Origin of the sequence: Flavobacterium cutihirudinis (assembly GCF_003385895.1) — a bacterium.
In the GTDB taxonomy this organism is placed as follows: Bacteria; Bacteroidota; Bacteroidia; order Flavobacteriales; family Flavobacteriaceae; genus Flavobacterium; species Flavobacterium cutihirudinis.
This window is the reverse complement of sequence record NZ_QRDQ01000008.1, coordinates 1,052,338-1,078,911: the sequence shown is the minus strand read 5'-3', so window position 1 is coordinate 1,078,911 and position 26,574 is coordinate 1,052,338. Positions and strand designations below refer to the sequence as shown.

Sequence of the window (26,574 nt, the reverse complement as noted above, 5' to 3'; positions counted from 1 at the left end):
TTAAGGAAAAAACTACAAAAAATTAGCACAAATTAGAAATGCATTTTCTTTTTCCATATACAATTGATGATTCTGATTTTCAAGAATCTCATTTGAAATTTTTAAATCCAGAAACCAGCTAAAATTTGGCGCATTTTTGTCTTTATCGCCATAATAAAGTTTGATATTGCAATCTGGCTTTTCTTTCTCATACCGCAATCTTGTCGAAGAAACAGCAACAAAAGTAGATACTTTCAAACCTTTCAAGCAAGCTTTCCAGGCAATTGTACCTCCTATACTAAAACCCAAAATGGCTACTATTTCCTTTTCTATATCCAATAAATTATCAACTGCTTTATCAATTCCTCCGTTTAAGAATTGAGTGTGAATTTCAGATCCCTTCTTATCATAAACCATTATTTCAGCAAGTTTAAGAACATCATAATATTGGATTTCAAATTTAGTTTCTAAAATTTCTACATAATATTGAATCCATTCTAAATTTTCTCCTCCAAATAAATCCGATAAAATCAATAATCTTGGTTTCATATTTTATTTTTAAAAATACTATTTCGCGAATTAAAAATTTCAATATACAAAAAAGGGCTATTTAAAAAATAGCCCTTCAATTTATTATATTTTGTAGTTAAGCAAGCGCCTGTTTCAAATCGGCAATTACATCTTCAACCGTTTCTAAACCTACAGAAACACGAACAAGACCTTGCGTGATTCCTACTGCTAGTTGATCTTCTTCAGATAATTTGCTGTGTGTTGTAGAAGCTGGATGCGTTACGATTGTTCTGGTATCTCCAATATTTGCAGATAAAGAACAAAGCTGAATTGAATTCAGGAATTTTCTTCCCGCTTCGATACCGCCTTTAATTTCAAAAGCAATAATATTTCCGCCCGCTTTCATTTGTTTTTTCGCAATTTCATATTGTGGATGCGATTTCAAAAACGGATATTTTACACTATTTACATTTGGATGGCTTTCTAAAAATTCAGCTACTTTCAAAGCATTTTCGCAATGTCTGTCAACACGAACTGCTAATGTTTCTAAACTTTTTGAAAGAACCCAAGCATTAAATGGTGATAAAGCCGGACCTGTATTTCTTGAAAACAAATAAATTTGTCTAACTAAATCTGCATTTCCAACTGTTACTCCACCTAAAACGCGTCCTTGTCCGTCGATTAATTTAGTTGCTGAATGAATAACCAAATGTGCTCCAAACTTAATTGGTTGCTGCAAATATGGCGTTGCAAAACAGTTGTCGATTATTAAAATCAGATTATGTTTTTTAGCAATATTCCCTAACAATTCTAAATCAATTACATCAACACCCGGATTTGTTGGCGATTCGGCATATAATATTTTAGTGTTTGGTTTAATAAAACTCTCGATTGTTTCCGGCTTATTGATTTCGAAATAAGAAGTTTCGATATTCCATTTTGGAAAATAAGTCATAAACAAAGCGTGAGTTGAACCAAAAACACTGCTCGCAGAAACAATATGATCTCCAGAATTTAATAATGCTGCAAAAGTAGAATAAACGGCTGCCATTCCTGTTGCAAAAGCATAACCAGATTCAGCACCTTCCATTTTGCAAATTTTATCTACAAATTCTGATGTGTTTGGATTACTGAAACGGCTGTAAATATTTCTTTCTTTTTCTTCTGTAAAAGAAGCTCGCATATCTTCGGCATCTTCAAAAACAAAGCTTGACGATAGGTACAAAGGCACCGAATGTTCTAAATATTGTGATCTTTCTAATTGTGTTCTGATGGCTTGTGTTTCAAAACCAAATTCTTCTTTATTCATTGTGTTGTTGTTTTTTGTTGTTTTTTGTTTCAGGTTTCAGGTTTCAAAAACTGAAATCTAAACCAAAACAAATCAATTATTTATGCCCGGTCTAAGCATTTTCTAATTGACTAATTATCTAATTTATAAAGCTTCGTTGTTCAAAACAACTTTGTATTTGATGGTTGCTGTTGGCTCAACAGTTTTGGCAACTGAACAATATTTCTCGAAAGAAAGCTGTGCAGCTTTTTTTGCTTTTTCCGGATTGATTTCTCCTTCTAAATAAAAAACCACATCAATTTCTTTAAAAGGTTTTGCTTCTTCGATCTGAACGCGAGTTCCTTCAACCTCAGCATTAAAAGAAGTAATTTCCTGACGCTGTTTCTTTAAAATCGAAATCATATCAATTGCACTGCATCCTGCAACGCCCATTAATACCAATTCCATTGGACTTGCGCCTAAATCGCTTCCGCCAAATTCGGCTCTGCTATCAACGTCAACTACATGTCCGCGTTCATTTTTTACTTTGAAATGAAATGCGTCGTTTACTCTGTTTAAGGTTACTTTCATTGTGTTGTTATTTTTTTTGTTTTTTTATTCTTATCAATTTTGTCATTTCGAGGAACGAGAAATCTTCGCAAGTAACTCCTCAATGAAAATCCAATCTTTGTCGAGCTTCTCGTGGAGATTTCTCGTTCCTCGAAATGACAAACTGGGCTTGTACTTATCCTTTATCCGACAATCTCAAAATATCACCGAAAACTCCTCTCGCTGTTACTGCAGAACCTGCACCGGCTCCCTGAATAACAATTGGACGATCTCCGTAAGATTCTGTATATATTTCGAAGAACGAATCAGAACCTTTTAATCCACCTAAAGCAGTATCTTTTGGTACTGATACTAGTTTTACTTCTAGATTTCCTTTGTCATTTTGCAAATCTCCAGACAATTCACCAATGTATCTTAATACATGATTTGGTTGTTGTTCTGCTTTTATTTTCTCGTAAATTGGGTCGAATTCTTTTAATTTAGTCAAGAAGTCTGCTGCGCTTCCTTCACGCAAGTGCTCCGGAATAAGGTTTTGAATTGAGATTTCTTCAAACTCATTCTGTAAATCTAATTCTCTTGCTAAAATCAATAATTTTCTTCCAACGTCATTTCCGCATAAATCTTCACGCGGATCTGGTTCTGTATATCCGTTGTCGATTGCTTCTTGTAGAATTTCACTAAATGGAGCATCTTTTGCAGAGAAATTATTGAATAAATAACTCAAAGTTCCAGAGAAAACACCTTTAATTTTTGTGATATTCTCACCTGAAAGGTGCAGTAATTTAATCGTATCGATTAATGGTAAACCGGCTCCAACATTGGTTTCGTACAAATAATTCTTTTGGTTTTCTGCCAAAGCTTTTCTCAGCTCTTTATAAAAACCATAACTTAAAGTATTCGCTACTTTATTCGAAGAAATCAAATCAAAACTGCTTTCTACAAGCGGAATATAGTTTTCTACAAATGATGCACTTGCAGTGTTATCAATCGCAATTAAATTCTCTAAATGATGCTCATTTGCGTAAGCGATAATATCGTTAATTGAATATTCTTCGCCTTTTGTCTGGATATCATTTTTCCAGCTTGAAGTTACGCCATTTCTGTTTAATAAAAGCTTTTTAGAATTTGCAATTGCAAAAACATTCAGCTTAACATCTTTACGTTTTTCGATTGCTGCAGCCGATTCTAAAATTTGATTGATTAAAGTTCCTCCAACTAATCCGTGACCGAAAATCGCAATGTTGATTTTTTTAGAAACTCCAAAAATCTCTCCGTGAATTACATTTAAGGCTTTGTTTAATTCTTCTTTCTTTACAACCAAACTCACGTTTTTACCTGTAACGGTGTTGTTGAATAAAATTGGAACTATTTTGTTTTTAATTAAAGCAGTATATGGTTTATGGAACGTACTTAAATCCTGCCCAATAATCGAAATTACTGATACATTATCCGTTACTGTGATCTGGTTTACATCTTTAGAATAAAAATCATTTTCGAATTCTTTTTCTAATTCCACCATTGCAAGTGTCGCTTTGTCTTTGGCTACAACCAATCCGATTCCTCTTTCTGAAGAACCTTGCGAAATGATACTTACACTGATATTATGATCACCCATTACTTTAAAAATTCGGGCATCAACTCCAGATTTTCCAAGTAATCCACGTCCTTCAAGATTTACTAAAGACACATTTTCTAAAACAGAAAGCGTTTTAATTCCTTCTTTTTGAGAATTTGAAGTAATTAAAGTTCCATGATTTTCATGGTTAAATGTGTTTAAAATTCGAAGCGGAATATTTTTTTCCAATAATGGAATAATCGTTTTTGCATGAAGAATAGTCGCACCAAAATTGGCCAATTCATTCGCTTCATTAAACGATAAAAATTCAATCTTTTTAGCATCAGCCACCAAATCCGGATTTGCAGTGTAAATTCCGTCTACGTGCGTGAAATTCTGAAGTTCTTCCGCATCAAGGTAATTAGCAATTAATGAAGCAGTATAATTACTTCCGTTTCTTCCTAAAGTAGTCGTGTCGTTATTGTTATTTGAACCAATGAAACCAGTAACAATATTTACCGTTTCACCATTATGCAGTTTGAAATAATTGATAACATTTTTCTTCGAAAGTTGTTCCAAAGGCTGAGCATCACCAAATTTTGAATCGGTTTTAAGCAATTCTCTTGTATCTACGAAATTAGCCGGAATGCCTTTTTCTAATAAAATAGCAGTCAATAATTTAGCCGAAAGCAATTCTCCTTTAGACAAAATCTGATCTTTAATTTTGTTACTGTAATCACCAATAAGACTAACTCCTTCAAATAATTTATCCAGAATATTGAATTCTTCAGACAAATCAACTTTTGGGTATTCTGAAGTTTGATACGCTTTAAAGCTTTCTAATAAAGGCTTATAATTTCCGTTTTTAGCGGCAATTCTTAAAATATCTTCTAATTCGTCTGTTGCGTTTCCTCGTGCAGAAACCACCACGGCAATTTGTTCGCCTTGACTTACTTTATCAGAAATGATTGAAACTACTTTACTAAGTCCTTCTCCGTTTGATAACGATTTACCTCCAAATTTTAATACTTTCATTTTATTTTGCTATTGTTTCTGCCTTAAAAATATCGGCAAGTAAATGATCTAATTGTTTGTACTCGATTAAAAAAGCATCATGGCCATGAACAGAATCTATTTCGCTATAGGAAACATTTTCTTTAAACTTTTTTAATTCATTATAAGTTTCCAGATTTTCTTGTGGTGTAAAAAACAAATCTGAATTGATTGCCACGATATGAATTGCGGCGTTTGATTTTGATAGTAACGTTTCGAAATCCTCACTATTTCTTGTTATATCTATGGTTTTCAGCAATTGGTTCATCAATTTATAAGATGATAACTGATAACGTTTCTGTAATTTATTTCCGTGATGCGCCAGCCAACTTTCAATATTAAAAATGGAAAGATCAGAATGAAGGGTACGCTTAAATTTTTCTTTGAATGATTCTGGAGATCTGTAACAAAGCATAGCGTGAATTCTGGCATCTTCTACCGGTCTTGAAGAATTGTTCAAAATTTGCTCTTGCAGATAGCAATTTGCGATCATCCAATCGGTCGATTTCCAATCAGTAGCAATCGGAATTAAATGTTCTGTGATATTTGGTTCTAATGCCAAAATTTCCCAGGCAATTCCGCCACCAACAGAACCACCAATAATTGCAAATACTTGCTCTATATTTAGCGCTTTCAGACCTTTTATAAAAATCCTTGCAATATCTCTGGCTGTAAAATCCTGATAATTTTCGATTACAAATGAATCAGCTCCATTTCCAGGAACATTAAATGTTAAAACGGTGTATTTGTTGGTATCAATTGTTTTGTCTTCACCAATTAAATCATTCCACCAGCCATTTTCACCCGTAACTTGTGCATTACCGGTCAAAGCATGATTTACCAAAACAATTGGTGCTGTATGCAAAGGCAAACCGGAAAGCGTAAAACTTAACGGTAATGATGAAAATATCGCACCACTTTCTGTGATGAAATCTTGAATTATTATGGGATTGGGTATATTTTCCAATTTCAAATCTTTTTATTTTTGATTTGTATGTGGAAATATTAGAAAGAAAGTCTAGAGTTGAAAACTAGAAAAATTCTTGTTGTTATCTTTCCACGTTTGGGCGTGGTAGAATGCAGCACCTTCTTCGATTTAACGAAGGGTTGCTAAGGATTCATCGGGTCTAATCCCTCGTCCTTTCTTTATAACATTTCAATACGTTTCTGAACTTAACGGTGCAAATTAACTACTAATTTCTTAAACAAACAAATTTTATCGAAACTGATTGTACAATTTCTTGAACATACTTTAAAAATAAGTCAATCCCGAAACCTCGGGATAAAGTCATAAAGTCAAAAGGATTGGCATTGAATAATACTACAATCACTTTGTCTCTTAAAACTATTATACGCAAAAAATTACCGAACAAATTGCCCAGTAAAATTAAGCAGGTTTTACCCTATTTTATGATACTTTTTAATTTAAATAAAAAGTGTTTCATTCTCTTTTGAATACATCAAGAATAATAAAGAATTTGGTTCTTTTTTCACCTCTTTTTTATCTGTCTCCGTAATTCCGAAACTTGGGTGTATCAATTCATTTGTTGGAGGCGGATTGTTTCTTTCATTTTTGATGTCTCTGTAAGTTGAAAGTTTTTTTCTTAAGTAGTTTAATGTGCTCATGATATTTAAGTTTAAGTTAGTTTGCGTTTTATAATCTTTACTATTTCTTTAATTTTTTGTTATCGTAACCAAAATGAATAAAAAAACCCTTTTGGATTTTTAATACCAAAAGGGTTTAAGTTTTTATGGAACTTATATATACTTTTAGTATCAACAGACGCATACACAAATACGTGCGACGTTAAACATCTTGTTCATCTGTAGGGATTTATTCATCTGTGATTTGACTTTTATTTTAAAAAACTCTTGCATTTAATTTTCTTTAATAAACTCTTAGATTTGATTATGATCTAAAAGGAAATAATCATCTGTTTTTAACATTTAAGCGCCTGATTTTAACAGACCTTACTTGTCTTACAAATTTGCAACTTTTTTTCTAATATTCCAAGTTATAAAAGCTTAATTTTTCTAAAAAAACGTTAAAAAACATCTTTTTATCGCCAAAAAACCTCTTACAAAATCAAGATTTAACAAAATTACAGCTTTATCTTACAAAAATAAACTAACTTTTTCTGTTTCAATCTTTCAAAGAACAATTTTTCTAATATTTAAAAAACCACTTAAAGCCAAACAGCTTCTTTATTTTTTATCTTTTCTGAAACTTTCAGTATATCCGTTATTATACCTCTTGAAATTGCCTGTCTGCATGGCGATGCTCCTTGTATAACAATTGGCACATCAGCGTAAGATTGCGTATAAATCTCAAAAATTGCATCGGAACCTTTTAGCTGACCAATTGCAGATGTTGTGGGTTCTGAAACCAATTTCACCTCCAAAGTATTTTTTTCCAAATCATATTCACCTACATATCGAAGCACGTGATTATCAGCTTGTGTAATTTTTGAAATTTTATACCATTTGTCAATTGCTTCTTTATTAAGTATTCCGTTTTTTTCTAAATGCTCCTCTTTTATAACCGAATTGATTTTGATATCTGACAATTCAAATTCTTTCCCAATTTCACGAGTTAGAATCAATAATTTTTTAGCAGTATCGTTTCCTGACAAATCTTCTTTAAAAGTAGAACGCATCAATCCGAGTAAACTGGCATCTTTGAGAATCTCAGAAAATGATTTTTCCTCTGCAGAAAAGCGATTAAATACATAACTCAAATGATCTGAAAAAACACCTCTGATTTTTGTGATTTTTTCTCCCGAATAATACAAATCCCTCAATGTCTGTAAAACCGGAAATCCAGTATCAACCGATGTTTCGTACAAAAACTCTTTATCATACTTTTTTAAATTCTCTCTTAGCTGTTTGTAGAGATCAATTGGAAGCGTGTTGGCCTTTTTATTCACCGCAACAATATTAAATCCATTTTCAATCAGCGTATTATAATGACCAATCAGCTCATCGCTGGCAGTGGCATCCACAGCAATTAAATTTTCGAATTCGTTTTCTTTCGCAAACTCAATAATATCTTCGACTCTAAAAGGAACCGCCAATTCTCTAAAATTGGTTTCCCAGGAATACCCAACTCCTTCTTTCTCAAAAAAAGCAACAGTAGAATTGGTTATTATTGGAAAATGAAAGTCGATGTTTTTGCTCTGCAGAAAAAACTCCTGACTTTCAATAATCTGATTAATCAGTGTGCTTCCGATATTCCCAATTCCAAAAAGAATAATATTAATTTTAAGCTTTGACATAATTTCTCACTTTTTAAATATTTAACCACATAAGTAATATAAGTTCATTTAATATCAAATGTTTACAATTTCGAAACCTCATGCTTCGAGTTTGACGCATTGCGGTGCGTCTCTACTAGATGAACTTATATTACTTATATGGTGAAAATTTTATTTTGAAATTTTTATTCATAAAAAATCACCCTTAGCAGCACCACACCACTAAAGGCAATTTTTCAAACAAAAAACAAAAAAACCTAATTTTTACTAATGTTATATTGCGAGTGTGTAACGCTTTCAAAAACCGCTTTCAGGTCTGCAATTAAATCTTCGATATCTTCAATTCCAACAGAAAGTCGAACCAGATCTTTTGAAACTCCGGTAGACAATTGATCTTCTTCAGACAATTGTTGGTGTGTAGTACTTGCAGGGTGTATAATTAATGATTTAGTATCACCGATATTCGCCAACAATGAAAACAATTTTGTCTCATCAACCACTTTTTTCGCTGCATCAAAACCACCTTTTAAACCAAAAGTGATAATTCCGCTTTGTCCTTCCGGAAGATATTCTTTGGCTAAATCATAATATTTATTCGATTTCAGTCCCGGATAATTTACCCAGACAACCTCATCTTGTTTTTCCAGCCATTCAGCCAGGGCCAAAGCATTTTCACTGTGCTTTTTAATTCGGATTGGCAAAGTTTCAAGTCCCTGAATAATCTGAAAAGCATTAAACGGACTCAAAGCCGCACCAAAATCACGCAATCCTTCAATTCTTGCTTTTGCGATAAAAGCAGCATTTCCTAAAGCTTCGTGATATACTAATCCATGATATCCAGCTGAAGGTTCTGTGAATTCAGGAAATTTTCCATTAGACCAGTCAAAAGTTCCGGCATCGATAATCGCGCCTCCTAATGAAGTTCCGTTTCCGGAAATATATTTAGTTAAGGAATGAATTACAATATCGGCACCATATTTAATTGGGTTCAATAAATAAGGTGTCGCAACTGTATTATCTACTATAAAAGGCACTTTGAATGCTTTGGCTTGCGCCGAAATTCCTTTTAAATCCAACACATCTAATTTTGGATTTCCCAAAGATTCTACAAAGAAAGCTCTGGTATTTTCTTTTGCTGCTTTAGTAAAATTCTCAGGATTTGAAGGATCTACAAAAGTGGTTGTGATTCCTAAACGAGGCAGTGTGACACTTAATAAATTATAAGTTCCGCCGTATAAACTGTTTGACGCAACAATATGATCACCCGCTTTTAATAAAGTCAATAATGTAGTAGAAATAGCCGATGCTCCTGATGCTGTTACAACCGCACCAATTCCACCTTCGAGCGCCGCCAGTCTTTGCTCTAAAACATCGTTTGTCGGGTTATTTAATCGTGTATAAATAAATCCAGCTTCGGCAAGACCAAATAAATTGGCCGCATGATCAGCATTATTAAATACGTATGATGAAGTCTGATAAATTGGCACTGCTCTCGTTCCTGCATTTTTAGTAACGTCGTGTCCTGCATGTAGTGCGTTTGTTGCAAATTTTTGTGTACTCATGATTTCTTAGTTTTTAGATGTTGTTAATACTATTATATATTGTATATGATTTTTGAAATTTTAATTGTAATTGATTTAAGCAAAAAAGTCTTCTCCTTCTTCTTCGAGTGCATACATTTGAAACAGTAATGATTTTTGACTTTTAATATCCTGTTCTACATTTATTCTTGTAACTTCTCTTGTAATCTCTTCTACTTTAGTATTGCTATTTTGAGCATCGCTTCTTAATAAATGTTCGAATGCTATTGTATTTAGTGTTTTCATGATTTTAATTTTAAATAAGTAAATAAAAAAAGCCCTTTCGGATGGCAACCAAAAGGGCTTATAGTTGAAACTATAACAAAGATTTTATCTTTTACTTTTGGCAACAGCAAGTTGGGATGCACATTTGCATCATACTACAACACATCATTTTTCTTCTTGCTATTGTTTTCATTTTAACTAAAATTATTTCTTTTCTTTTAAACTCGACTAATTCGATAGAGTAAATGTATAAACTATTTATTTAACCACCAAATTAAAATTTGAATTTTCTTTTATTTTTTCTTTTGAACAAAAAAAAACCTCTGCGATTCGGCAGAGGTTCTATATATGTGTTTGAAAAAAAATCACAATAGTATCTCTGCAGAAAACTCCGGCATCTTACAAGACATCATATTGCAAATTGTAAATTTCATTTTTCTTTTATTTTGATGTCGCAAAGTTGCGAACTATTTTTCAATCAACCAAACAAAAAGCAAAATATTTTCTATTACCCTATCAAACTAATATACTACTGTTAAATTTCTCTTTAAAAAAATAAAAAAAGTTGAACTTTAATTTGCAAATCAAAATGGTTTTATACCTTTGCACCCGAATACAGAGGAAAAATTTGAACTGATTGCAACCTCTTCATAATGAAATGGTTCGTTATGAGTGCCGAGAGATTACTTTCGGCAGTAAAAAATGCTAAAGCAGAAACTCTCCTTTAGCCCTTTTTAGCAATTATTTTCCTCGCTTAATTTTAATTTAATACATTATTATGGCTTATTTATTTACGTCAGAATCTGTTAGTGAAGGGCATCCAGACAAAGTTGCAGATCAAATTTCGGATGCATTAATTGACAACTTTTTGGCATTTGACGCTGATTCAAAAGTAGCTTGTGAAACATTAGTTACAACAGGTCAGGTTATTTTAGCAGGTGAAGTTAAATCGAATACTTATCTTGATGTACAGCAAATTGCACGTGAAGTAATCCGTAAAATTGGATATACTAAAAGTGAATATATGTTTGAAGCAAATTCTTGTGGAATTCTTTCAGCAATTCACGAGCAATCTGCAGATATTAACCAAGGTGTTGACAGAGCTAAGCCAGAAGAGCAAGGTGCAGGTGACCAGGGAATGATGTTTGGTTACGCTACAAACGAAACTGAAAACTACATGCCATTGGCATTAGATTTATCTCATAAATTATTACAAGAGTTAGCTATTTTAAGACGCGAAAACAAAGAAATCACGTATTTACGTCCGGATGCTAAATCTCAGGTAACTTTAGAATACAGTGACGATAACAAACCAACTCGTATTGATGCGATCGTTATCTCAACACAACACGATGATTTTGATGAAGAAGCTGCAATGTTGGCTAAAATCAAAAAAGATATTATCGAGATCTTGATCCCAAGAATTATCGCTAAAAACCCAACGCACGCACATTTATTTAACGATAAAATCAACTACCATATTAACCCAACAGGAAAATTCGTTATTGGAGGACCTCACGGAGATACTGGTTTAACTGGAAGAAAAATCATCGTTGATACTTACGGTGGAAAAGGTGCTCACGGTGGTGGTGCATTCTCTGGAAAAGATCCAAGTAAAGTAGATAGAAGTGCTGCTTATGCAACGCGTCATATCGCTAAAAATTTAGTTGCTGCTGGTGTTGCTGACGAAATCTTAGTTCAGGTTTCTTACGCAATTGGAGTTGCTGAACCAATGGGAATTTTCATTGAAACTTACGGAACTTCAAAAGTTAACTTGACTAACGGTGAAATTGCTAAAAAAGTAGAAGCTATCTTCGATATGCGTCCTTACTTTATCGAGCAACGTTTGAAATTAAGAAATCCTATTTATAGCGAAACTGCTGCTTACGGACACATGGGACGTAAACCAGAAACGGTTACTAAAACTTTCTCTGCTCCAGGCGGAAACGAAAAAACAGTTACTGTTGAGTTATTCACATGGGAAAAACTTGATTTTGTTGATCAGGTTAAAGCTGCATTTGGATTGTAATTTTAGACTACTTAGACTAACTTAGATTTTTAGACATTTTAGTCCAAACATAAAAAAGCCGATTTCTAACTTTAGAAATCGGCTTTTATTTTTCTTCTTTTTTAAAAATCAAACCTAAAAGATTTTTAAAACCTGTTAGGTTTAGTATAAAACTTAATAAGTTCCGTTTTGCATTTTGGCTAAAACTTCTTTTATATCTTGAGCAGTATCTTCATCTATAGTAGCATCTAAATATTTTACAGCCAAAGTTTGTGTTGAAATTGCTTTTTCTTTCTGTCCGTCCTTATAATACAACTGAGCTAATGTGTCTAAATAATAAGGATTGTTTTTTGTTACAATCAAACTGTATTCGGACCATTTTAGAGCTTCTTTCAAAAAGCTTGCATTTTCAGCTTTCAATACTACAGACCAAGCTGCCGAATTGCATAAGTTAGAATGATATTCTTTAAATAAATTCCATCCATCGTATGCATAATCCGACTTTGTATCCAAACCTGAATACATTTCATCCAACTTTTCTATCGGGCTTGCCGCAACCAAATTCGCATCAAAATAGGTGCTGAATTCTTTTAAGAAAGTACTATTGTATCCTTCTTGATCTTGCGATTTACCTAAATAAGCAAAATAATTTCGATACGCTTCAAAATTTCCCTTTCCAGTCGCAATTATCTTTTTATATATGGTATTCACTCTTTCTTTATTTGCTTCACCTGAAACTCCCTCTTGCGAAACATATAAATTTTGCTGAAGCGCCGCTGAGATTTCAGTAATAACATTTCCCATCGTATGTATTTCACCTTCTTTATTATTAAAGCCTGCACGTTGCTCCTCAATAGCCACAGAATGCTTTAATAAATAATCGATAGAAAGAAAATCGGTATCGTTTAAAACGCGTTCTTCATTAAAAAGCTGTTTTGTAAATCCCTGATTTTTTATTTCCTTCAAAATAGTCTCTACCAAATACAAATTTGGAACAGCATCTTTTTGATGTGCTTCTATCAATTTCTTCCAGCTTTGTGAAACTGATTTCTTATCCAAAACTGGTTTGTTCATTGTAAATTCTGTACTATTAAGATCAGTTAGACTATATTCTAAATCGTCATCATAATTAGGTTCTAAAACCGCAGCTTTATTAAAACCTCTTATCAAATCAGAATCGATTACTTTTTTGTTTTTGAAAATCTTTTCAATTGAAACAAAAGCATCTGTTCTCAAAAGTTTTCGGTATATATCACCATAATAACTAAATTGATATTGCTTATCACCTATTCCAGAATTTGAAATTGCCAATAAATCACCATTTCCATTTACAATTAAAGTACTTGGGTCTGTCTTAATATTATTGGCTTTTAACCATTTTTTATCATCTTTTCCAGCCTTATAAAAATTAAAAACATCGTATTGAGGATTATAAGCATCATACATATTATATCCAATCTGTGTTTCCTGATCTTTTATATAAGTATCAAAATCGGTAGTATTTTTAGTATCAACGGCAATTACCAAAAACTTATTTTTCGCTTCTTTCGTAACGTCAATTGCTTTTTTTAGATTGTTTTCGATCTTTAATTTAAAATCATATTTAACATAACTTGAATCAACCGGATATAAAGGTGTAGCGGTGCTATCTGCAGCAACTGCAGATCCCCAACCTTCTGTTTCTAAACCTGTCTCTTTTCCCGGATACGTCCAGTTTTGAACAATCTGACTTTCTAAAGCTGCAACTTTTGATTTATTCTCTGGCTGCGGATTCTTCTCATTGGTAAAAACTAAAGGATTTTTCCCTGATTGTTCTGAAATTGTTAATTGGTTTGTCTTTTTATCAAAAAAACCCGAAATTTTTAAACTCCCCATAACAGCAGGCTCAAACTCAATTTTTACCTCTGAAATGTCTTTTGGAAGAGCATATTTACAAACGGTGGTTTCTCCTGTATACTCTTCATAAACCAAATACAAATAATCTGTTTTTTCGATTTCAAATTCCACATCAGTTTTTGCATAATCTGGATCTACCTTGGTTTTTATATCTGAAAGTCTTTGATACTGTACTTCTTCTTTTCCTTTTTGAGTACCTATATAAAGTAAATAATAAGAAGGATCTTTAAAATTAATTTTGATGTTTTTTGCCTTTTTATTAGTTGTAAATACAAGATCAAAATTATTCTCGGATTTTTCCTTCTCTGCAAATAATAAGGAATCGCCTTTTATTTCATATTCTCCCGAATAAAAAACCAACTCATACTTATTATTATCTAATAAGTTTAACTTGATTTTTTCTCCTTTATTGGTTGATAAATAAGTTCCTTTTTCTATGTTTTTTGACTGGGAAAAAGAAATAAATATCCCTGAAAACACAAGTAGTAGACTCCAAATACATTTACGCATGACTAAAATTTTGGTTGTTTAATAATTTGAGCTCAAAGATATTTTATTCTAGCGAAAGAAGACGTCAAAACAATAAATATTTGTAACTAAAATACTATAAATTATATTTCATCGAAAAGATGATATAACGTGGTTGTACAGTGTATTGTGACACTCGTGTAGAGAACTGAGAAAAGCTGTCATCGTTAAGATAAGTCGTATTCAGCAAATTGGTTGCCGAGATTTTATATTCCCATTTACTGTTCTTTTTTTGATAAATTAAACTGGCGCTTAAAAAATCATATTCGTTATCAACCGATTTATCTCCGTTATAATAATGGTAAAATTCATATTCGGAAACAAAAGAAAAACTATCCAGAAAATAATAGTCTAATCTTGCAAATGGCTTATCTGTATAAAAAGTTGAACCACTGTATTTGTTGACCAAAAGATTATAACCAAACTCGATATTAGGAATATTTTTATAATTTGTGGAAGCCCGAACAGTGTAACTTTGCACAAAACTTTCAGTAGTTGCCAAAACATTATTCTGAATATTATTGAATTTTGACCAGTTTAGACTTGCAACCGCAGATGCCTTATAATTCTTTAAAAAAGAACGTCCATAACTTCCCATTCCGCTCAAAGTTTCATCGGCTAAATTTGAATTGTAAGGAACTGAAGATTGATTAATTCCATCAAAATCTGCTTTTGTTTTTATGGCGTCTACTTTTTTTGTGTATGAAGCATTAGCAAAAATATTTTCAAAATTAAACATGTTATACTTGAAATAACGGAGCGTATGAACCTGCGAAGTTGCATTTTCCAAAAAGCGGTTTCCTCTAAATAAACTGCTGTAATCCGACAAAACATAACCAGAAGCCAACTGATTTATATCGGTAAAATCATTCGTTAAAGAAAAATTATACGTCAGTGTTTCTGATTTTTTAATTTGATATAATGCAAAAAAATCCGGCAATATCTTCATAAAGTTTTGAGAATAATCTGTGCCCAACTGTATATTCGTCATATTATACGAATGCAGACTTACACCCGGAGTTAAAGTAAATTTACCAGTCAGAATTTTATAATGAAACCCCAAAAAAGCATCATTAAAATTGTAGTTTACAGCATTATTGTTCTCCGGATCCTTCAGATCATTTCTGTTTCCATTATCAAGTATTTGAAAAATATGCGAATTAAAATCCTGATATGAATACGTATTTCCTAATGTAATATTGAAGTTGCTTTTTGGCGTTACCATATAATAATAATCCAATTTGGCATCGAGTTTATTGGTTTTCACAAAACGATTCTGATTTAAGTCGTTACGGTTTTGACCGGAAATATATCCAGATAGATCAAAAGGCTGTGTTCTTAAATTAGCATTGTAAAAAGGATTTTCATCCTGATACAAATGTTGCATTTCAAAAGCAAAAATGTTTTTAGCACTTTGCGTATAATACAAACTCAAATTCTGATTAATAGAAGTTGGATTCTGCTTCTTTTCTGTTAAAATAGTTTCAACAGCTGAAACATTGCTTACAATCGATTCACGCAACAAATCCGTATCTTCATCTTGCTTTGTTAGTTTGGTTAAAATATCATAATCAAACTGAAATTTATCGCTGGGCTTATAAGTCGAACTCAATTTAAAAAGTCCTAAATTATTTTTCTGATGCGTGTTTTCATCGCGTTTCTGCTGATCTCCCGAATCTAAAATAGTAGTTTGGGATTTAGTTTCTAAATCCGTTTTTGAAGTCGAAAGAATTCCGAAACCACTTAAATTCCAAGCTTTATTGATTGAATAAGAGAAATTTGTTGCACCAAATTTGGTTTCAATTTCTTTCGCGCGATTATTTCTCAGCAATGAAATTCCTAAATCATTTGATGAAATATTAAAATTGCTTCCTCCTTTTTTCATCATATTTTTGAATCCGCCAGTAAATTTGAAGTAATCCTGCGCAGTCAAAGGCAATTCGCCAATATTATTAAAATTGGTAATTACATTGATGCTGTATTTCGGACTGTAATAAAATAATTTTGGATTAATGATATAACGATTATCCAGCTCAGCAACGCCAATTCCGGCAGTAACATCTCCAAACCAAAAGTTCTTTTTACCTTCTTTCAGTTTGATATTCATGGCCAAATTATCTTGATCGTTTTCTAATCCTTTTAACTGACTTACTTCATTGTAATTTCTAAGAACCTGAACTTTGTCAATTGCATCTGCAGGAATATTTTTAACGCCAAGTTTAGTGTCTCCGTCAAAAAAATCTTTTCCTTCGACCATTAATTTACTGACTTTTTTTCCTTCAACTTCTATTTCTCCATCGGCATTTACCTCAACTCCGGGCAATTTCTTCAAAACATCTTCGAGTTTCTTTTCTGTTCCCGATTTAAACGAATCTGCATTATATACAATAGTATCGCCTTTAATTGAAACAGGCATTTCACGAACAATCTCAACGCCTTCAAGTTCTATTCCCGTCCCATCCATCACAACATTTTGTGTAATGTTTTCTGTTTGAGTAGAAATCGTAATTTCTTTAGATTTCATTCCGAGATAACTTACTTTTATAGTATAAGCTGAATTTGGCTTTAAAGTCAATTGAAATTTCCCTTTATCATTCGTAATTCCATAAGAATCCATTGCTTTTGTATTGTTGTTAATCGCCATAATATTGGCCATTTCCAACGGATTCTTCTGCTCATCCTGAATAAAACCATCGAAACGAACACTTTGCGAAAAGCATATAGAAGTAAAAAGTAAGGCGAAAATAAAAAGTGTTTTATTCATTATCAGAATATTGGAATTTGAACCTGAACGATACCGAACAGGCAAAGTAATTTAGGAGTTGGAAGTTTACAAATTTATCTTCCCATTGGCGGCGGTGGCCCACCAGCGCGGCCGCGGTTCATTTCTCTAAACTCTTCCATTTTTTTAATTACTGTTTCGTCGTAATCTTTCTGAGAAATTACTTTTCCTTTTTTCGAAGGCTTTATTTCTACTTTATCCTTGGCATTCAAAACTACTTTTGAACATAAAATTGTGGTTCTTCCATCATTGATTTCCAAAATTAATCCAGGCAATCCCCAGTAATTTTCTGGACCTTGGTTTACCGGGATTTCAGGCGTATACCATGCCGTAATCAAAATTTCTTTTGGCATTTCAAAATTGTCCTCAAAATTCGTTTTGGTCTCTCCCGATGTCTTTTTAACTTCATCCTTTTTATCGTCGTTGCTTTTTGGTCTGAAATTCCTAAAATCGGTTTTACTGGCCTCTTTAATTACTGTAGCTTTATAACAATTGTAACCTCCAATTTGCTTTGTTTCAGATTCTAATTTCCAATTCAATTTCGGTAGTGAATCAATTACAAGAAATTCTTTTCCCATAAATTCTTTATCAACTGTGTACGATTTGCTTTTTACATCTTTATAAAAAGTTCCGCCTCCCCCCATAAAAGAATTCATCATAATACGCATGCCTCCGCCTTGCTGCCCTGGAGCGTCCAGTTTTTCTTCCTCTTTATAAATAGATGCCGATTTATCAAAATTTAAAATGAAGGTTTTCTCCAGCATTTTTTTCATACGTTCTTCCATTGTCTTTTGCATTTCCGGCGTTATATCTCGGTTTCCCGGTCTCATTCCGTCAAATTTGGGAGCTTGTGTTTTAGACTCATAAACAGCCATTCCCTGAAAATCTTTCTGAGCCTGAACCTCACAAAAAGCAAGTAATACTAGTAAATAATATATTTTTTTCATTTTTGTACAGTTTGTTTTAGAAACAAGTTTATAAAAACTTATTCTCAAAATTATTATTAATTTTAAAATCCTGAAAGTTAAATATATCAATCCCAAAATGGTATCGACAAAATGCTCGCTTTGTAAGACTATTAGTTCTAACGAAGATTTAAGTCTAAAAATTGGCTAAAACTGTAATTTAATCGATTCTTTAAAAGTGTTTTCGTAATTTGGCTTTTCGAAATAAGAACCAAATGATAAAAACGGTGCGCCAAATTTTACTATTGTTTTTTGTAATTTGCCCTTTTTCCAATTTTTTTGGTCAAAGCCAAAAAATAAATGCTACCGTTATTTCTAATAATACCATAGATTCAGATGAGTTCATCGGATTCGATTCCTTTGGATATGCCTATCAGATAAAAAATAATGTTTTTAGTAAAACAAAAGGAAGTGAGATCTTCGAATACAAAAATGTTTCGTTGGGCAAAATTTCCAAAGTAGACATCCAAAACCCGCTTAAAATGGTTTTGTTTTATGAGGATTTCAATAGTGTCGTTTTACTCGACAATCAGCTCAATAAAATTACCGAAATTAATTTTTCTCAAAACGATATTCCAATCGTAGTAAGTGGTATCGGAATGTCAACGCAAAATCAATTATGGATTTATAACACTTTAAATCAACAGATTGGATTTTTTGATTATTTGAAAAATGAATACAAAACGATTTCTGTTCCTTTAACTGAAAGCTTTAAATATTATCAAACCGATTTTAATACTTTCTATTGGATTGATAAAAAAAACAACTGGTTTTCCTGTGATATTTTCGGCAAAATCAGAAGTTTAGGAACTGTCTCTGAATTTGATAAAATCGAAATAATCGATGCTCAAAAATATATTTTCAGCAAAGCTAATTCATTGTACATTAGCAACATTAACAAAACAAATAATACGGTAACTTCAGAAATAGAAATTTTAAAAAAATCGTTTGACAATTTTTATTACAAAGACCAAATTTTATCTATTTTTACAACTAAAGAAATCACAAATTATAAAATCGTAACACCGTAATGCACATAGCAATAGCAGGAAATATAGGCGCAGGAAAAACTACATTAACTAAATTATTAGCCAAACATTTTAAATGGGAGCCTCATTATGAAGATGTAGTTGATAATCCGTACTTAGACGATTTTTACCACCAAATGGAACGCTGGTCGTTCAATTTACAAATCTATTTCCTGAATAGCCGTTTCCGTCAAGTACAGCAAATTCGCGAAAGCGGTAAAAAAATCATTCAGGATCGAACGATTTATGAAGATGCTTATATTTTTGCTCCCAATTTATATTCGATGGGATTAATGACAAGCCGCGATTTTGAAAATTATACTTCACTTTTTGAATTGATGGAATCATTGGTAAAAGCGCCGGATTTATTGATTTATTTAAGAAGTTCAATCCCTAATTTAGTTGGACAAATTCACAAACGCGGACGCGAATATGAAAACTCAATTTCTATTGATTATTTGAGCCGTTTGAACGAAAGATACGAAGCCTGGATTCAGACTTATACTAAAGGAAAACTATTAATTATTGACGTTGACAATATTAATTTTGTTGATAATCCGGAAGATTTAGGAAATATCATCAATAGAATTGATGCCGAATTAAACGGATTATTTTAGAATACGAATTACACAAATTTACACGAAATAAAAATGCCTCTAAATATTTTAGAGGCATTTTCCTTTTATGAAACTTTGTCAAGTTATTTTATTTTGTAGTTGCTGCGCTAATTTTTGCTTCAACTTCTTCTTCAGTTCCTTCGTAAACTTCAGTAGTCGTTTTACCTTTTTCGGTTTTGGTAACTGTTCCTATCGTTTTTCCATTTTCATTTCTCAATTCAATACGAACGGAACTTTTCTCATACTTAGAAGTATCGAAACAATCTGTTTTTTGATATTTTCCAGTTTTATCAAAGTGCGCTAAACATTTTGCTGTTTCTTCTTCAGAACAACCTTTTTCTTTACACATTTTAATACATTCTTCTTTCGTCATTCCCGACATATCTCCACATTTAGAGACTCCGGCATGCATTTCAGTTTTTGCACAACAAGAAGCTTTTCCAGCAATATCTGATGAAGAATGACCTTCTCCTAAAATTGGCGCAATAACCAATCCAATCAAACATGTTAATTTGATTAAGATATTCATTGAAGGCCCAGAAGTATCTTTAAACGGATCTCCAACAGTATCTCCTGTTACTGCAGCTTTGTGTGCATCAGAACCTTTGTACGTCATTTCTCCGTTGATCATAACTCCGGCTTCAAAAGATTTTTTAGCATTGTCCCAGGCACCTCCGGCATTGTTTTGAAAAACTGCCCAAAGAACTCCAGAAACTGTAACTCCAGCCATATATCCGCCTAACATTTCAGCGATCAACTGATTGTTATCTGCATAAACTAATTTCCCAATTAAAACAATTGCAATAGGAAAACCAATTGTCAAAATTCCAGGAAGCATCATTTCGCGTAAAGCAGCTTTTGTAGAAATCTCAACACATTTTCCGTATTCCGGTTTTCCCGTTCCTTCCATAATTCCTGGAATTTCCTTGAATTGACGACGTACTTCATAAACCATATCCATCGCTGCTTTTCCAACTGAATTCATAGCTAAAGCTGAGAAAACAACCGGAATCATTCCACCAACAAACAACATCGCTAAAACTGGTGCCTTGAAGATATTAATTCCGTCAATACCTGTAAAAGTTACATACGCTGCAAATAAAGCTAATGAAGTTAAGGCAGCAGAAGCAATTGCAAATCCTTTTCCGGTTGCTGCAGTTGTGTTTCCAACTGAGTCTAAAATATCGGTTCTTGTACGAACTTCTTTAGGTAATTCGCTCATTTCGGCGATTCCTCCTGCATTATCAGAAATTGGTCCGAAAGCGTCAATTGCTAATTGCATCGCAGTTGTCGCCATCATTGCTGAAGCAGCCAAAGCAACACCATAAAATCCTGCCAAAGCATACGAAATCCAAATTGCTACTGCGAACAATAATACAGTTGGAAAAGTAGAAATCATTCCCGTTGCCAAACCTGCAATAACGTTTGTTCCTGCTCCTGTTGAAGATTTTTGAACAATTGCCAAAACTGGTTTTGTTCCTAATCCCGTATAATATTCTGTTACTGATGAAATAGCGCCGCCAACAACTAAACCAACTAATGTAGCATAGAAAACACGCATTGAAGAAATTTGCTGCGAACCTTCTCCAAAAAATTCCATTGTCATAACTTCCGGTAACATATGTTGTACTAAAAAATAGCAAGCAATTGCAGTTAATCCAATAGAAACCCAGTTTCCTATATTTAATGCTTTTTGAACTTGAGCTTCTTTAGCATTATCATCTGAAATTTTTACAAGCATTGTTCCGATAATCGAAAACAAAATTCCGAAACCTGCAATTGCCATTGGAAGTAAGATTGGACCAATTCCGCCAAAAGCGTCATTGATACTTCCACCCATATCTTTAATCACATAGTTTCCAAGAACCATTGCAGCTAAAACTGTTGCAACATAAGAACCAAATAAATCCGCTCCCATTCCGGCAACATCTCCGACGTTATCTCCAACGTTATCAGCAATTGTTGCTGGATTTCTCGGATCATCTTCTGGAATTCCTGCTTCAACTTTACCAACTAAATCCGCTCCAACGTCAGCAGCTTTTGTGTAAATTCCACCTCCAACTCTGGCAAATAATGCGATTGATTCTGCTCCTAAAGAAAACCCAGCTAAAGTTTCTAAAACAACAGTCATTGTCTCAGTATCTTTCCAAACTCCTCCAGATAATAAATGAAAGAAAATTATAAAAAAAGCGGTTAAGCCTAAAACTGCTAATCCTGCAACACCAAGCCCCATTACAGTTCCTCCTCCAAAAGAAACTTTTAAGGCTTGAGGCAAACTTGTACGCGCTGCCTGTGTTGTTCTAACGTTTGTTTTGGTTGCGATTTTCATTCCCATGTTTCCCGCCAAAGCCGAAAAGAATGCACCAAAAATAAATGCAATTACTATAAATAAATGTGTTTTTACTCCTGGAATAAATGTAATCCCTGCTAAAGCTAAACTTGCTATGATTACAAAGATGGTTAATAATTTGTATTCGGCTTTTAGAAAGGCTAAGGCTCCTTCGTAGATGTAATCTGAAATCTCTTTCATCTTACCGTCTCCAGCATCTTGTTTTAACACCCAAGTCCTTTTTATTCCCATGAAAAGTAATCCTAAAACTGCCATAACAATTGGCAGGTAAATCATAAATGCATTCATAATATATTAATGGTTTTGGTTAATAGTCAATAAACTAACTAAAACGAATTTAAACAAAAAAGCAATACTCCTAACGGAGTATTGCTTTTTTTATAATAGAATAAGGTAAAAATTATTTAATGCTAAATAATCCCTCTGGTTTATTTTCAATGTCATCAAAACGTTTCGTGCACTCAGCAATAATTGCATAAGCTTCGTTTACGTCTCCCCATCCTTCTACATCAACTTTTTTGTTTTCAAGATCTTTGTAAACCTGGAAGAAATGCTCAATTTCTTTCACTAAGTGAGGATTAATATCTGATAAATCTGTTAATGAATTCCAGATTGGATCTGAAACTGGTACACAAATAATTTTTTCGTCTGGTCCTTTATCATCTGCCATGTGGAAAACACCAATTGGCTTAACTTCCATTACACATCCAGGGAAAGTTGGTTCGTTTACTAAAACCAATACATCAAGAGGATCACCGTCTAAAGCTAAAGTTTCAGGAATAAATCCATAATCAGCCGGGTACATCATTGAAGAGAATAACATTCTGTCGAAACGCATTCTTTTGATTTCAAAATCGTACTCATATTTATTTCTGCTTCCTCTTGGTATTTCGATTAATACATCGAAAGTTGTTAGTTTGTCTGCGGTCATTTTCGTTTTTTATTATATCTTATAATTTCGGTTGCAAAAGTAACCAAACATTCTATTTTTACAATAAAAAAACAGGTTAAATTATCTGCATTATCTATTAAAAAACAAGCATTTAATAGGTAATTGTTCTATTTCTCTTTTTTAAGTAATAATGCCAAAGCAAATAAGTAGCATAAGATCGATACGGGCTCCATTGTTCCGCATGAATTTCCATTTCTTGTTTGTCATGAATATCAAGCAATTCTTTGATTGTATTAATAACCGCAATATCACCAAGTGGAATCAAATCGGGTTCCTGAAGACAAAACATTAAATAAATATCAATCGTCCAGTTTCCTATTCCTTTTAGCTTAATAAGTTCTTCTCTGACTTGCTTTGCCGATTTTGAAGGCAAGCTCTCAATATCTAATTCTTTATTCAAAACGGCTTCCGCCAAAATTTTAATGTATTTTGTTTTCTGACGACTTACACCAAGAGATCTAAATTCTTCGTCTGATAGAACAGCCATATTTTCAGGATTGCAAGTTTTATAAGCTTTGATTTTTAAAAATGTGGCTTTCGCCGAATCTATAGAAACTTGCTGTTCCAATATCAGCAATACTAAAGTCTCAAAACCCTGAGGACGTTTCGGAATTGGAGGCAATCCGTACTTTTCGATTATTTCCTGAAATATCGGATTTTTAATGATTAGAAAATCAATAGCTTCTTGCATAAGTATTTAAGTCTTTGCCAAAATTAAATAAAAAAAGAATCTCGCAAAGACGCTAAGCCGCAAAGTTTTTGTTCCCGCAGATTTTGGAGATAAAGCTGATAAAATTTAAATCTCCACGATCTGCAAAATCTGCGAGAGAAAAAAATTACGCAACAAAAAAGCCGCAAAGAATATAAACCTTTGCGACTTTGTAACTTTGAACCTTTGCAACTTTAAAAATAGAATCCGAAAGATCCTTTTACTGCAAATTTATTAGCATCAGGCATATTCAAATAATTCCCTCTCCAAGAGAAATCAATTCGGAACACTTTAAAAATATTTCCGATTCCGGCATTATACTCCCAATAAACATTTTCCGGCGCATTATATGGCTGACCAGAAGCATTAATTGCTCTGTTGGCATCCGAAATAGTCCCGTGAACCGCTTTAATTCCTACAAATTCTCTCCAGTTTAGTTTTCTCATAAACGGAACTCTTGCAAATAATCTTCCTTGAAAATTATGTTGCCATTGCAAAGTGGTATATTGATCAGTAACAAATTCGTAGAAATTTAAATTACTAAAGGTATTTTCAATAGTCCAATATGTTTGGTTTCCTGGAACAACACTCATCAAGCCTAACGGAATTGTACCAAATGTTTTACCTGTTTCAACAATAATATCTGTTCTACCCAAAGGCCCAATAATTATAGGCTGTTTGTAATAAATCTGAATTTTTTCGTAAGCAAAATCACTTTCAAAAACTCCTTTTAATCCATAACTGAAATTCACAAAGAAATGGCTAAACGGACTATCAACTAAATCTCTTTCAACTCCGTAACCAATAGTCTTGCGATTTGGCATATATTCAAACTGAATATTGGCTTCTGATTGTCGCACTTTACTTTGTATAACTCCGGCAGGATTTTCTGGACTTGGCAAAGTAGAATAATAATCCAAACTAAAAGTAGGTGAAGCCGATTCCAAAGTTCGATATGAAAAACCCGTCTGAATTATAAAATTCTTCTTGGCTTCAATTTCAAAAGAAACATTGCTCAAATTAATATTAGTCAATTTTCCATTACTGCTCGTTGTAAATAAAGCAGAAGATGCAAAACTTCGTCCTAAAATATCATTCGTCGTGGTTAAACTGGCTCCAATTTGTTCAATATCACGCCTGTTTCCTCCAGAAATAATGATTCGGTTTTTCTTATCAACCATCCATTTTCCAGAAACTCCGTATTTGAATTTGTTGTCATTAAAACCATACGCCGTATAAGCTTGAACGCGCCACGGATCATTTGGCCCAAAATAAGTTCGGCCACCGGCACGTATTCTCAAACCTTCGACTTCATTATAACCAAATGTAGAGAATATCGGACCAAAATCGAAGTTTTTAAACTCGACATAACCGCTTCCTAAAATGGAGACGAGACTATACAATTGTTTGAATCGCTTGACCGTCTGCAGTGTATCCAGCATTTTGTAAATACCAGCTTCATCTTTATTTAGTTTCTCAAAACGATTTTCTTCCCAAAATTCAGGAGGTCTGTCGTAAACCGCATTGTCTATAAAATTGACTTCTTCCTTATAAAACTTCTCCGGCTTCTGAATATTGAATTTATGATTTCGATATAAAGTCGTTCGTTTTCCATAAACTCCTTTTGATTTTTCTTTTTTATTCAAAGCAAAATCAGACATCATATAATCACGCGTTAAAAGGAAAACTGAATCGTTTTCGACTTCAAACTCCTGTTCAATATAAATATCTTTTACCCAGTTAATATTGGCACTTTTCGTTACGCCCATATTAATTTTCTTAATTGCAAAAGTGGAATCGTTTACCCAAAAATCACCTTTAAAAGTCAATTCATTTTTTCTTCTCGGATAAAAAACAATATTATAACACCATTTTTTATCGATGTAAGCACTGTCTTTCAGGACATAATTATAGACATCAATTCCGGTTCTTGAAAGCGGACTTGTAAAACTTTTGTCAAAAAATTTAAGGTGATTATCGTAGATGTTATAATCAGAATAAAGGTCTTTTACAAAAGATAAAATCTGCTGATTTCCGTTGAAACCAGACATTTTATTTCCTGTAAGATTTTCTTTTACTTTCTTTAATTTGTTATCACCGTAAACATCATAAACCGATTCGTTGATGAAAATTGGTAGATACGTTTTCCCCGTAACATCAGAAGTATCAACATGATCAAATACAAACTCCATTCCTTTGAAAAGTTTGTTTTTCATCAAAGCACTGTCAATCGTGTTCATGTCGAACTCAACCTTCTCGTACTTCTGCATTTGATATTGATTGAACTGGTAAAGTCCATTTTTACGTTTTCTTTCCCAGATTTTCCTCAAAATATCTAGTGCCGGATTGTTTTTCTTAGATGTTTTTCCGGTATAAATTACAACTTCGTTTAGTACTTGCTCTTCAAATAAAACAATTTTGAAATTATAATTGACTGCTTTTTCCAGAGGTACTTCCTTATCTGAAAATCCTGCTGATGTAACTAACAGTGCTGTATAAGTATTTGGCGATTCAAGATAGAATCGACCATCTTCGTTAGAAACGATTCCAGTATTAGAACCCTTGAAAACAATATTTGCAAAAGGCACCGGCTGATTTGATTTGTCCAAAACAATTCCACTCACTTTTGTTTGTGCAGTTCCAAGATTCACAAAGGCGAATACAAAAAATAGGCTGAGTAAAATTATTCTTTTTATCATTTGGCAAAAAAAAACTTCATCAATGAATATGACTGATGAAGTTTTAT

At 33.0% G+C, this 26,574-nt stretch carries 19 protein-coding genes and 1 riboswitch; of the genes, 3 read left to right on the top strand and 16 right to left on the bottom strand.

The genetic code is table 11. From position 1 onward, the window contains the following. Positions 1-12 precede the first annotated feature (12 nt). The 9 genes from BD847_RS10380 to BD847_RS10340 form a co-directional block, all read right to left on the bottom strand. Positions 13-528: an alpha/beta hydrolase gene (locus BD847_RS10380; RefSeq protein ID WP_115888188.1), complete on the bottom strand. Its 516-nt coding sequence runs from the start codon at positions 526-528 to the stop codon at positions 13-15. A gap of 97 nt (positions 529-625) precedes the next feature. Then, entirely contained in the window at positions 626-1,798 is a 1,173-nt protein-coding gene (locus BD847_RS10375) for a trans-sulfuration enzyme family protein (RefSeq protein ID WP_115888187.1), read from the bottom strand. A 123-nt stretch (positions 1,799-1,921) separates the two neighbouring features. Continuing rightward, positions 1,922-2,347: an OsmC family protein gene (locus BD847_RS10370; protein ID WP_026728534.1), complete on the bottom strand. Its 426-nt coding sequence runs from the start codon at positions 2,345-2,347 to the stop codon at positions 1,922-1,924. A gap of 154 nt (positions 2,348-2,501) precedes the next feature. Then, the gene (thrA, locus tag BD847_RS10365) at positions 2,502-4,916 is read right to left on the bottom strand and encodes a bifunctional aspartate kinase/homoserine dehydrogenase I (protein WP_115888186.1); all 2,415 of its coding nucleotides are present in this window, start codon (positions 4,914-4,916) and stop codon (positions 2,502-2,504) included. Position 4,917: 1 nt separating this feature from the next. Beyond that, on the bottom strand, positions 4,918-5,901 hold the full coding sequence (locus BD847_RS10360) for an alpha/beta fold hydrolase (protein WP_244201580.1): 984 nt from the start codon (positions 5,899-5,901) through the stop codon (positions 4,918-4,920). 79 nt (positions 5,902-5,980) lie between these two features. Beyond that, positions 5,981-6,089, bottom strand: a riboswitch (SAM riboswitch). A gap of 270 nt (positions 6,090-6,359) precedes the next feature. Beyond that, positions 6,360-6,560 carry a hypothetical protein gene (locus tag BD847_RS10355; RefSeq protein WP_115888184.1) on the bottom strand — a complete coding sequence of 67 codons (201 nt, stop codon included), beginning with the start codon at positions 6,558-6,560 and terminating at the stop codon, positions 6,360-6,362. A 560-nt stretch (positions 6,561-7,120) separates the two neighbouring features. After that, positions 7,121-8,209: a homoserine dehydrogenase family protein gene (locus tag BD847_RS10350; RefSeq protein WP_115888183.1), complete on the bottom strand. Its 1,089-nt coding sequence runs from the start codon at positions 8,207-8,209 to the stop codon at positions 7,121-7,123. Between the two features lie 236 nt (positions 8,210-8,445). Then, positions 8,446-9,750, bottom strand: coding sequence for an O-acetylhomoserine aminocarboxypropyltransferase/cysteine synthase family protein (locus BD847_RS10345; protein ID WP_115888182.1), 1,305 nt, complete (start codon positions 9,748-9,750; stop codon positions 8,446-8,448). A 75-nt stretch (positions 9,751-9,825) separates the two neighbouring features. Next, the gene (locus BD847_RS10340; RefSeq protein ID WP_115888181.1) at positions 9,826-10,014 is read right to left on the bottom strand and encodes a hypothetical protein; all 189 of its coding nucleotides are present in this window, start codon (positions 10,012-10,014) and stop codon (positions 9,826-9,828) included. Between the two features lie 757 nt (positions 10,015-10,771). Between BD847_RS10340 and metK the strand changes: the two genes are divergently transcribed. Beyond that, entirely contained in the window at positions 10,772-12,022 is a 1,251-nt protein-coding gene (gene metK / locus BD847_RS10335) for a methionine adenosyltransferase (RefSeq protein ID WP_115888180.1), read from the top strand. Positions 12,023-12,175: 153 nt separating this feature from the next. Here the strand turns inward: metK and BD847_RS10330 are convergent, their stop codons facing one another. The 3 genes from BD847_RS10330 to BD847_RS10320 all read right to left on the bottom strand — a co-directional run bounded on the left by BD847_RS10330 (position 12,176) and on the right by BD847_RS10320 (position 18,154). Beyond that, positions 12,176-14,407 (bottom strand): hypothetical protein, encoded by a 2,232-nt coding sequence (locus tag BD847_RS10330; protein WP_115888179.1) that lies wholly within the window; start codon positions 14,405-14,407, stop codon positions 12,176-12,178. A 94-nt stretch (positions 14,408-14,501) separates the two neighbouring features. After that, a complete protein-coding gene (locus BD847_RS10325) occupies positions 14,502-17,189 on the bottom strand; it encodes a carboxypeptidase-like regulatory domain-containing protein (protein ID WP_115888178.1) in 2,688 nt (895 codons plus the stop codon). Between the two features lie 74 nt (positions 17,190-17,263). Next, entirely contained in the window at positions 17,264-18,154 is an 891-nt protein-coding gene (locus BD847_RS10320; RefSeq protein ID WP_115888177.1) for a GLPGLI family protein, read from the bottom strand. 233 nt (positions 18,155-18,387) lie between these two features. Between BD847_RS10320 and BD847_RS10315 the strand changes: the two genes are divergently transcribed. After that, positions 18,388-19,203, top strand: coding sequence for a hypothetical protein (locus tag BD847_RS10315; protein ID WP_115888176.1), 816 nt, complete (start codon positions 18,388-18,390; stop codon positions 19,201-19,203). Beyond that, the gene (locus BD847_RS10310) at positions 19,203-19,817 is read left to right on the top strand and encodes a deoxynucleoside kinase (RefSeq protein ID WP_089052568.1); all 615 of its coding nucleotides are present in this window, start codon (positions 19,203-19,205) and stop codon (positions 19,815-19,817) included. Before BD847_RS10315 ends, BD847_RS10310 begins: the two co-directional genes overlap by 1 nt. Before the next feature lie 88 nt (positions 19,818-19,905). Here the strand turns inward: BD847_RS10310 and BD847_RS10305 are convergent, their stop codons facing one another. From BD847_RS10305 to BD847_RS10290, 4 genes are all read right to left on the bottom strand, one after another. Continuing rightward, entirely contained in the window at positions 19,906-22,455 is a 2,550-nt protein-coding gene (locus tag BD847_RS10305; protein WP_115888175.1) for a sodium-translocating pyrophosphatase, read from the bottom strand. Positions 22,456-22,567: 112 nt separating this feature from the next. Next, positions 22,568-23,098 carry an inorganic diphosphatase gene (locus BD847_RS10300; protein WP_089052566.1) on the bottom strand — a complete coding sequence of 177 codons (531 nt, stop codon included), beginning with the start codon at positions 23,096-23,098 and terminating at the stop codon, positions 22,568-22,570. Positions 23,099-23,210: 112 nt separating this feature from the next. Then, entirely contained in the window at positions 23,211-23,810 is a 600-nt protein-coding gene (locus BD847_RS10295; protein ID WP_115888174.1) for a DNA-3-methyladenine glycosylase family protein, read from the bottom strand. Between the two features lie 212 nt (positions 23,811-24,022). Then, positions 24,023-26,527, bottom strand: coding sequence for a DUF5686 family protein (locus BD847_RS10290; protein WP_394336444.1), 2,505 nt, complete (start codon positions 26,525-26,527; stop codon positions 24,023-24,025). Positions 26,528-26,574 lie beyond the last annotated feature (47 nt).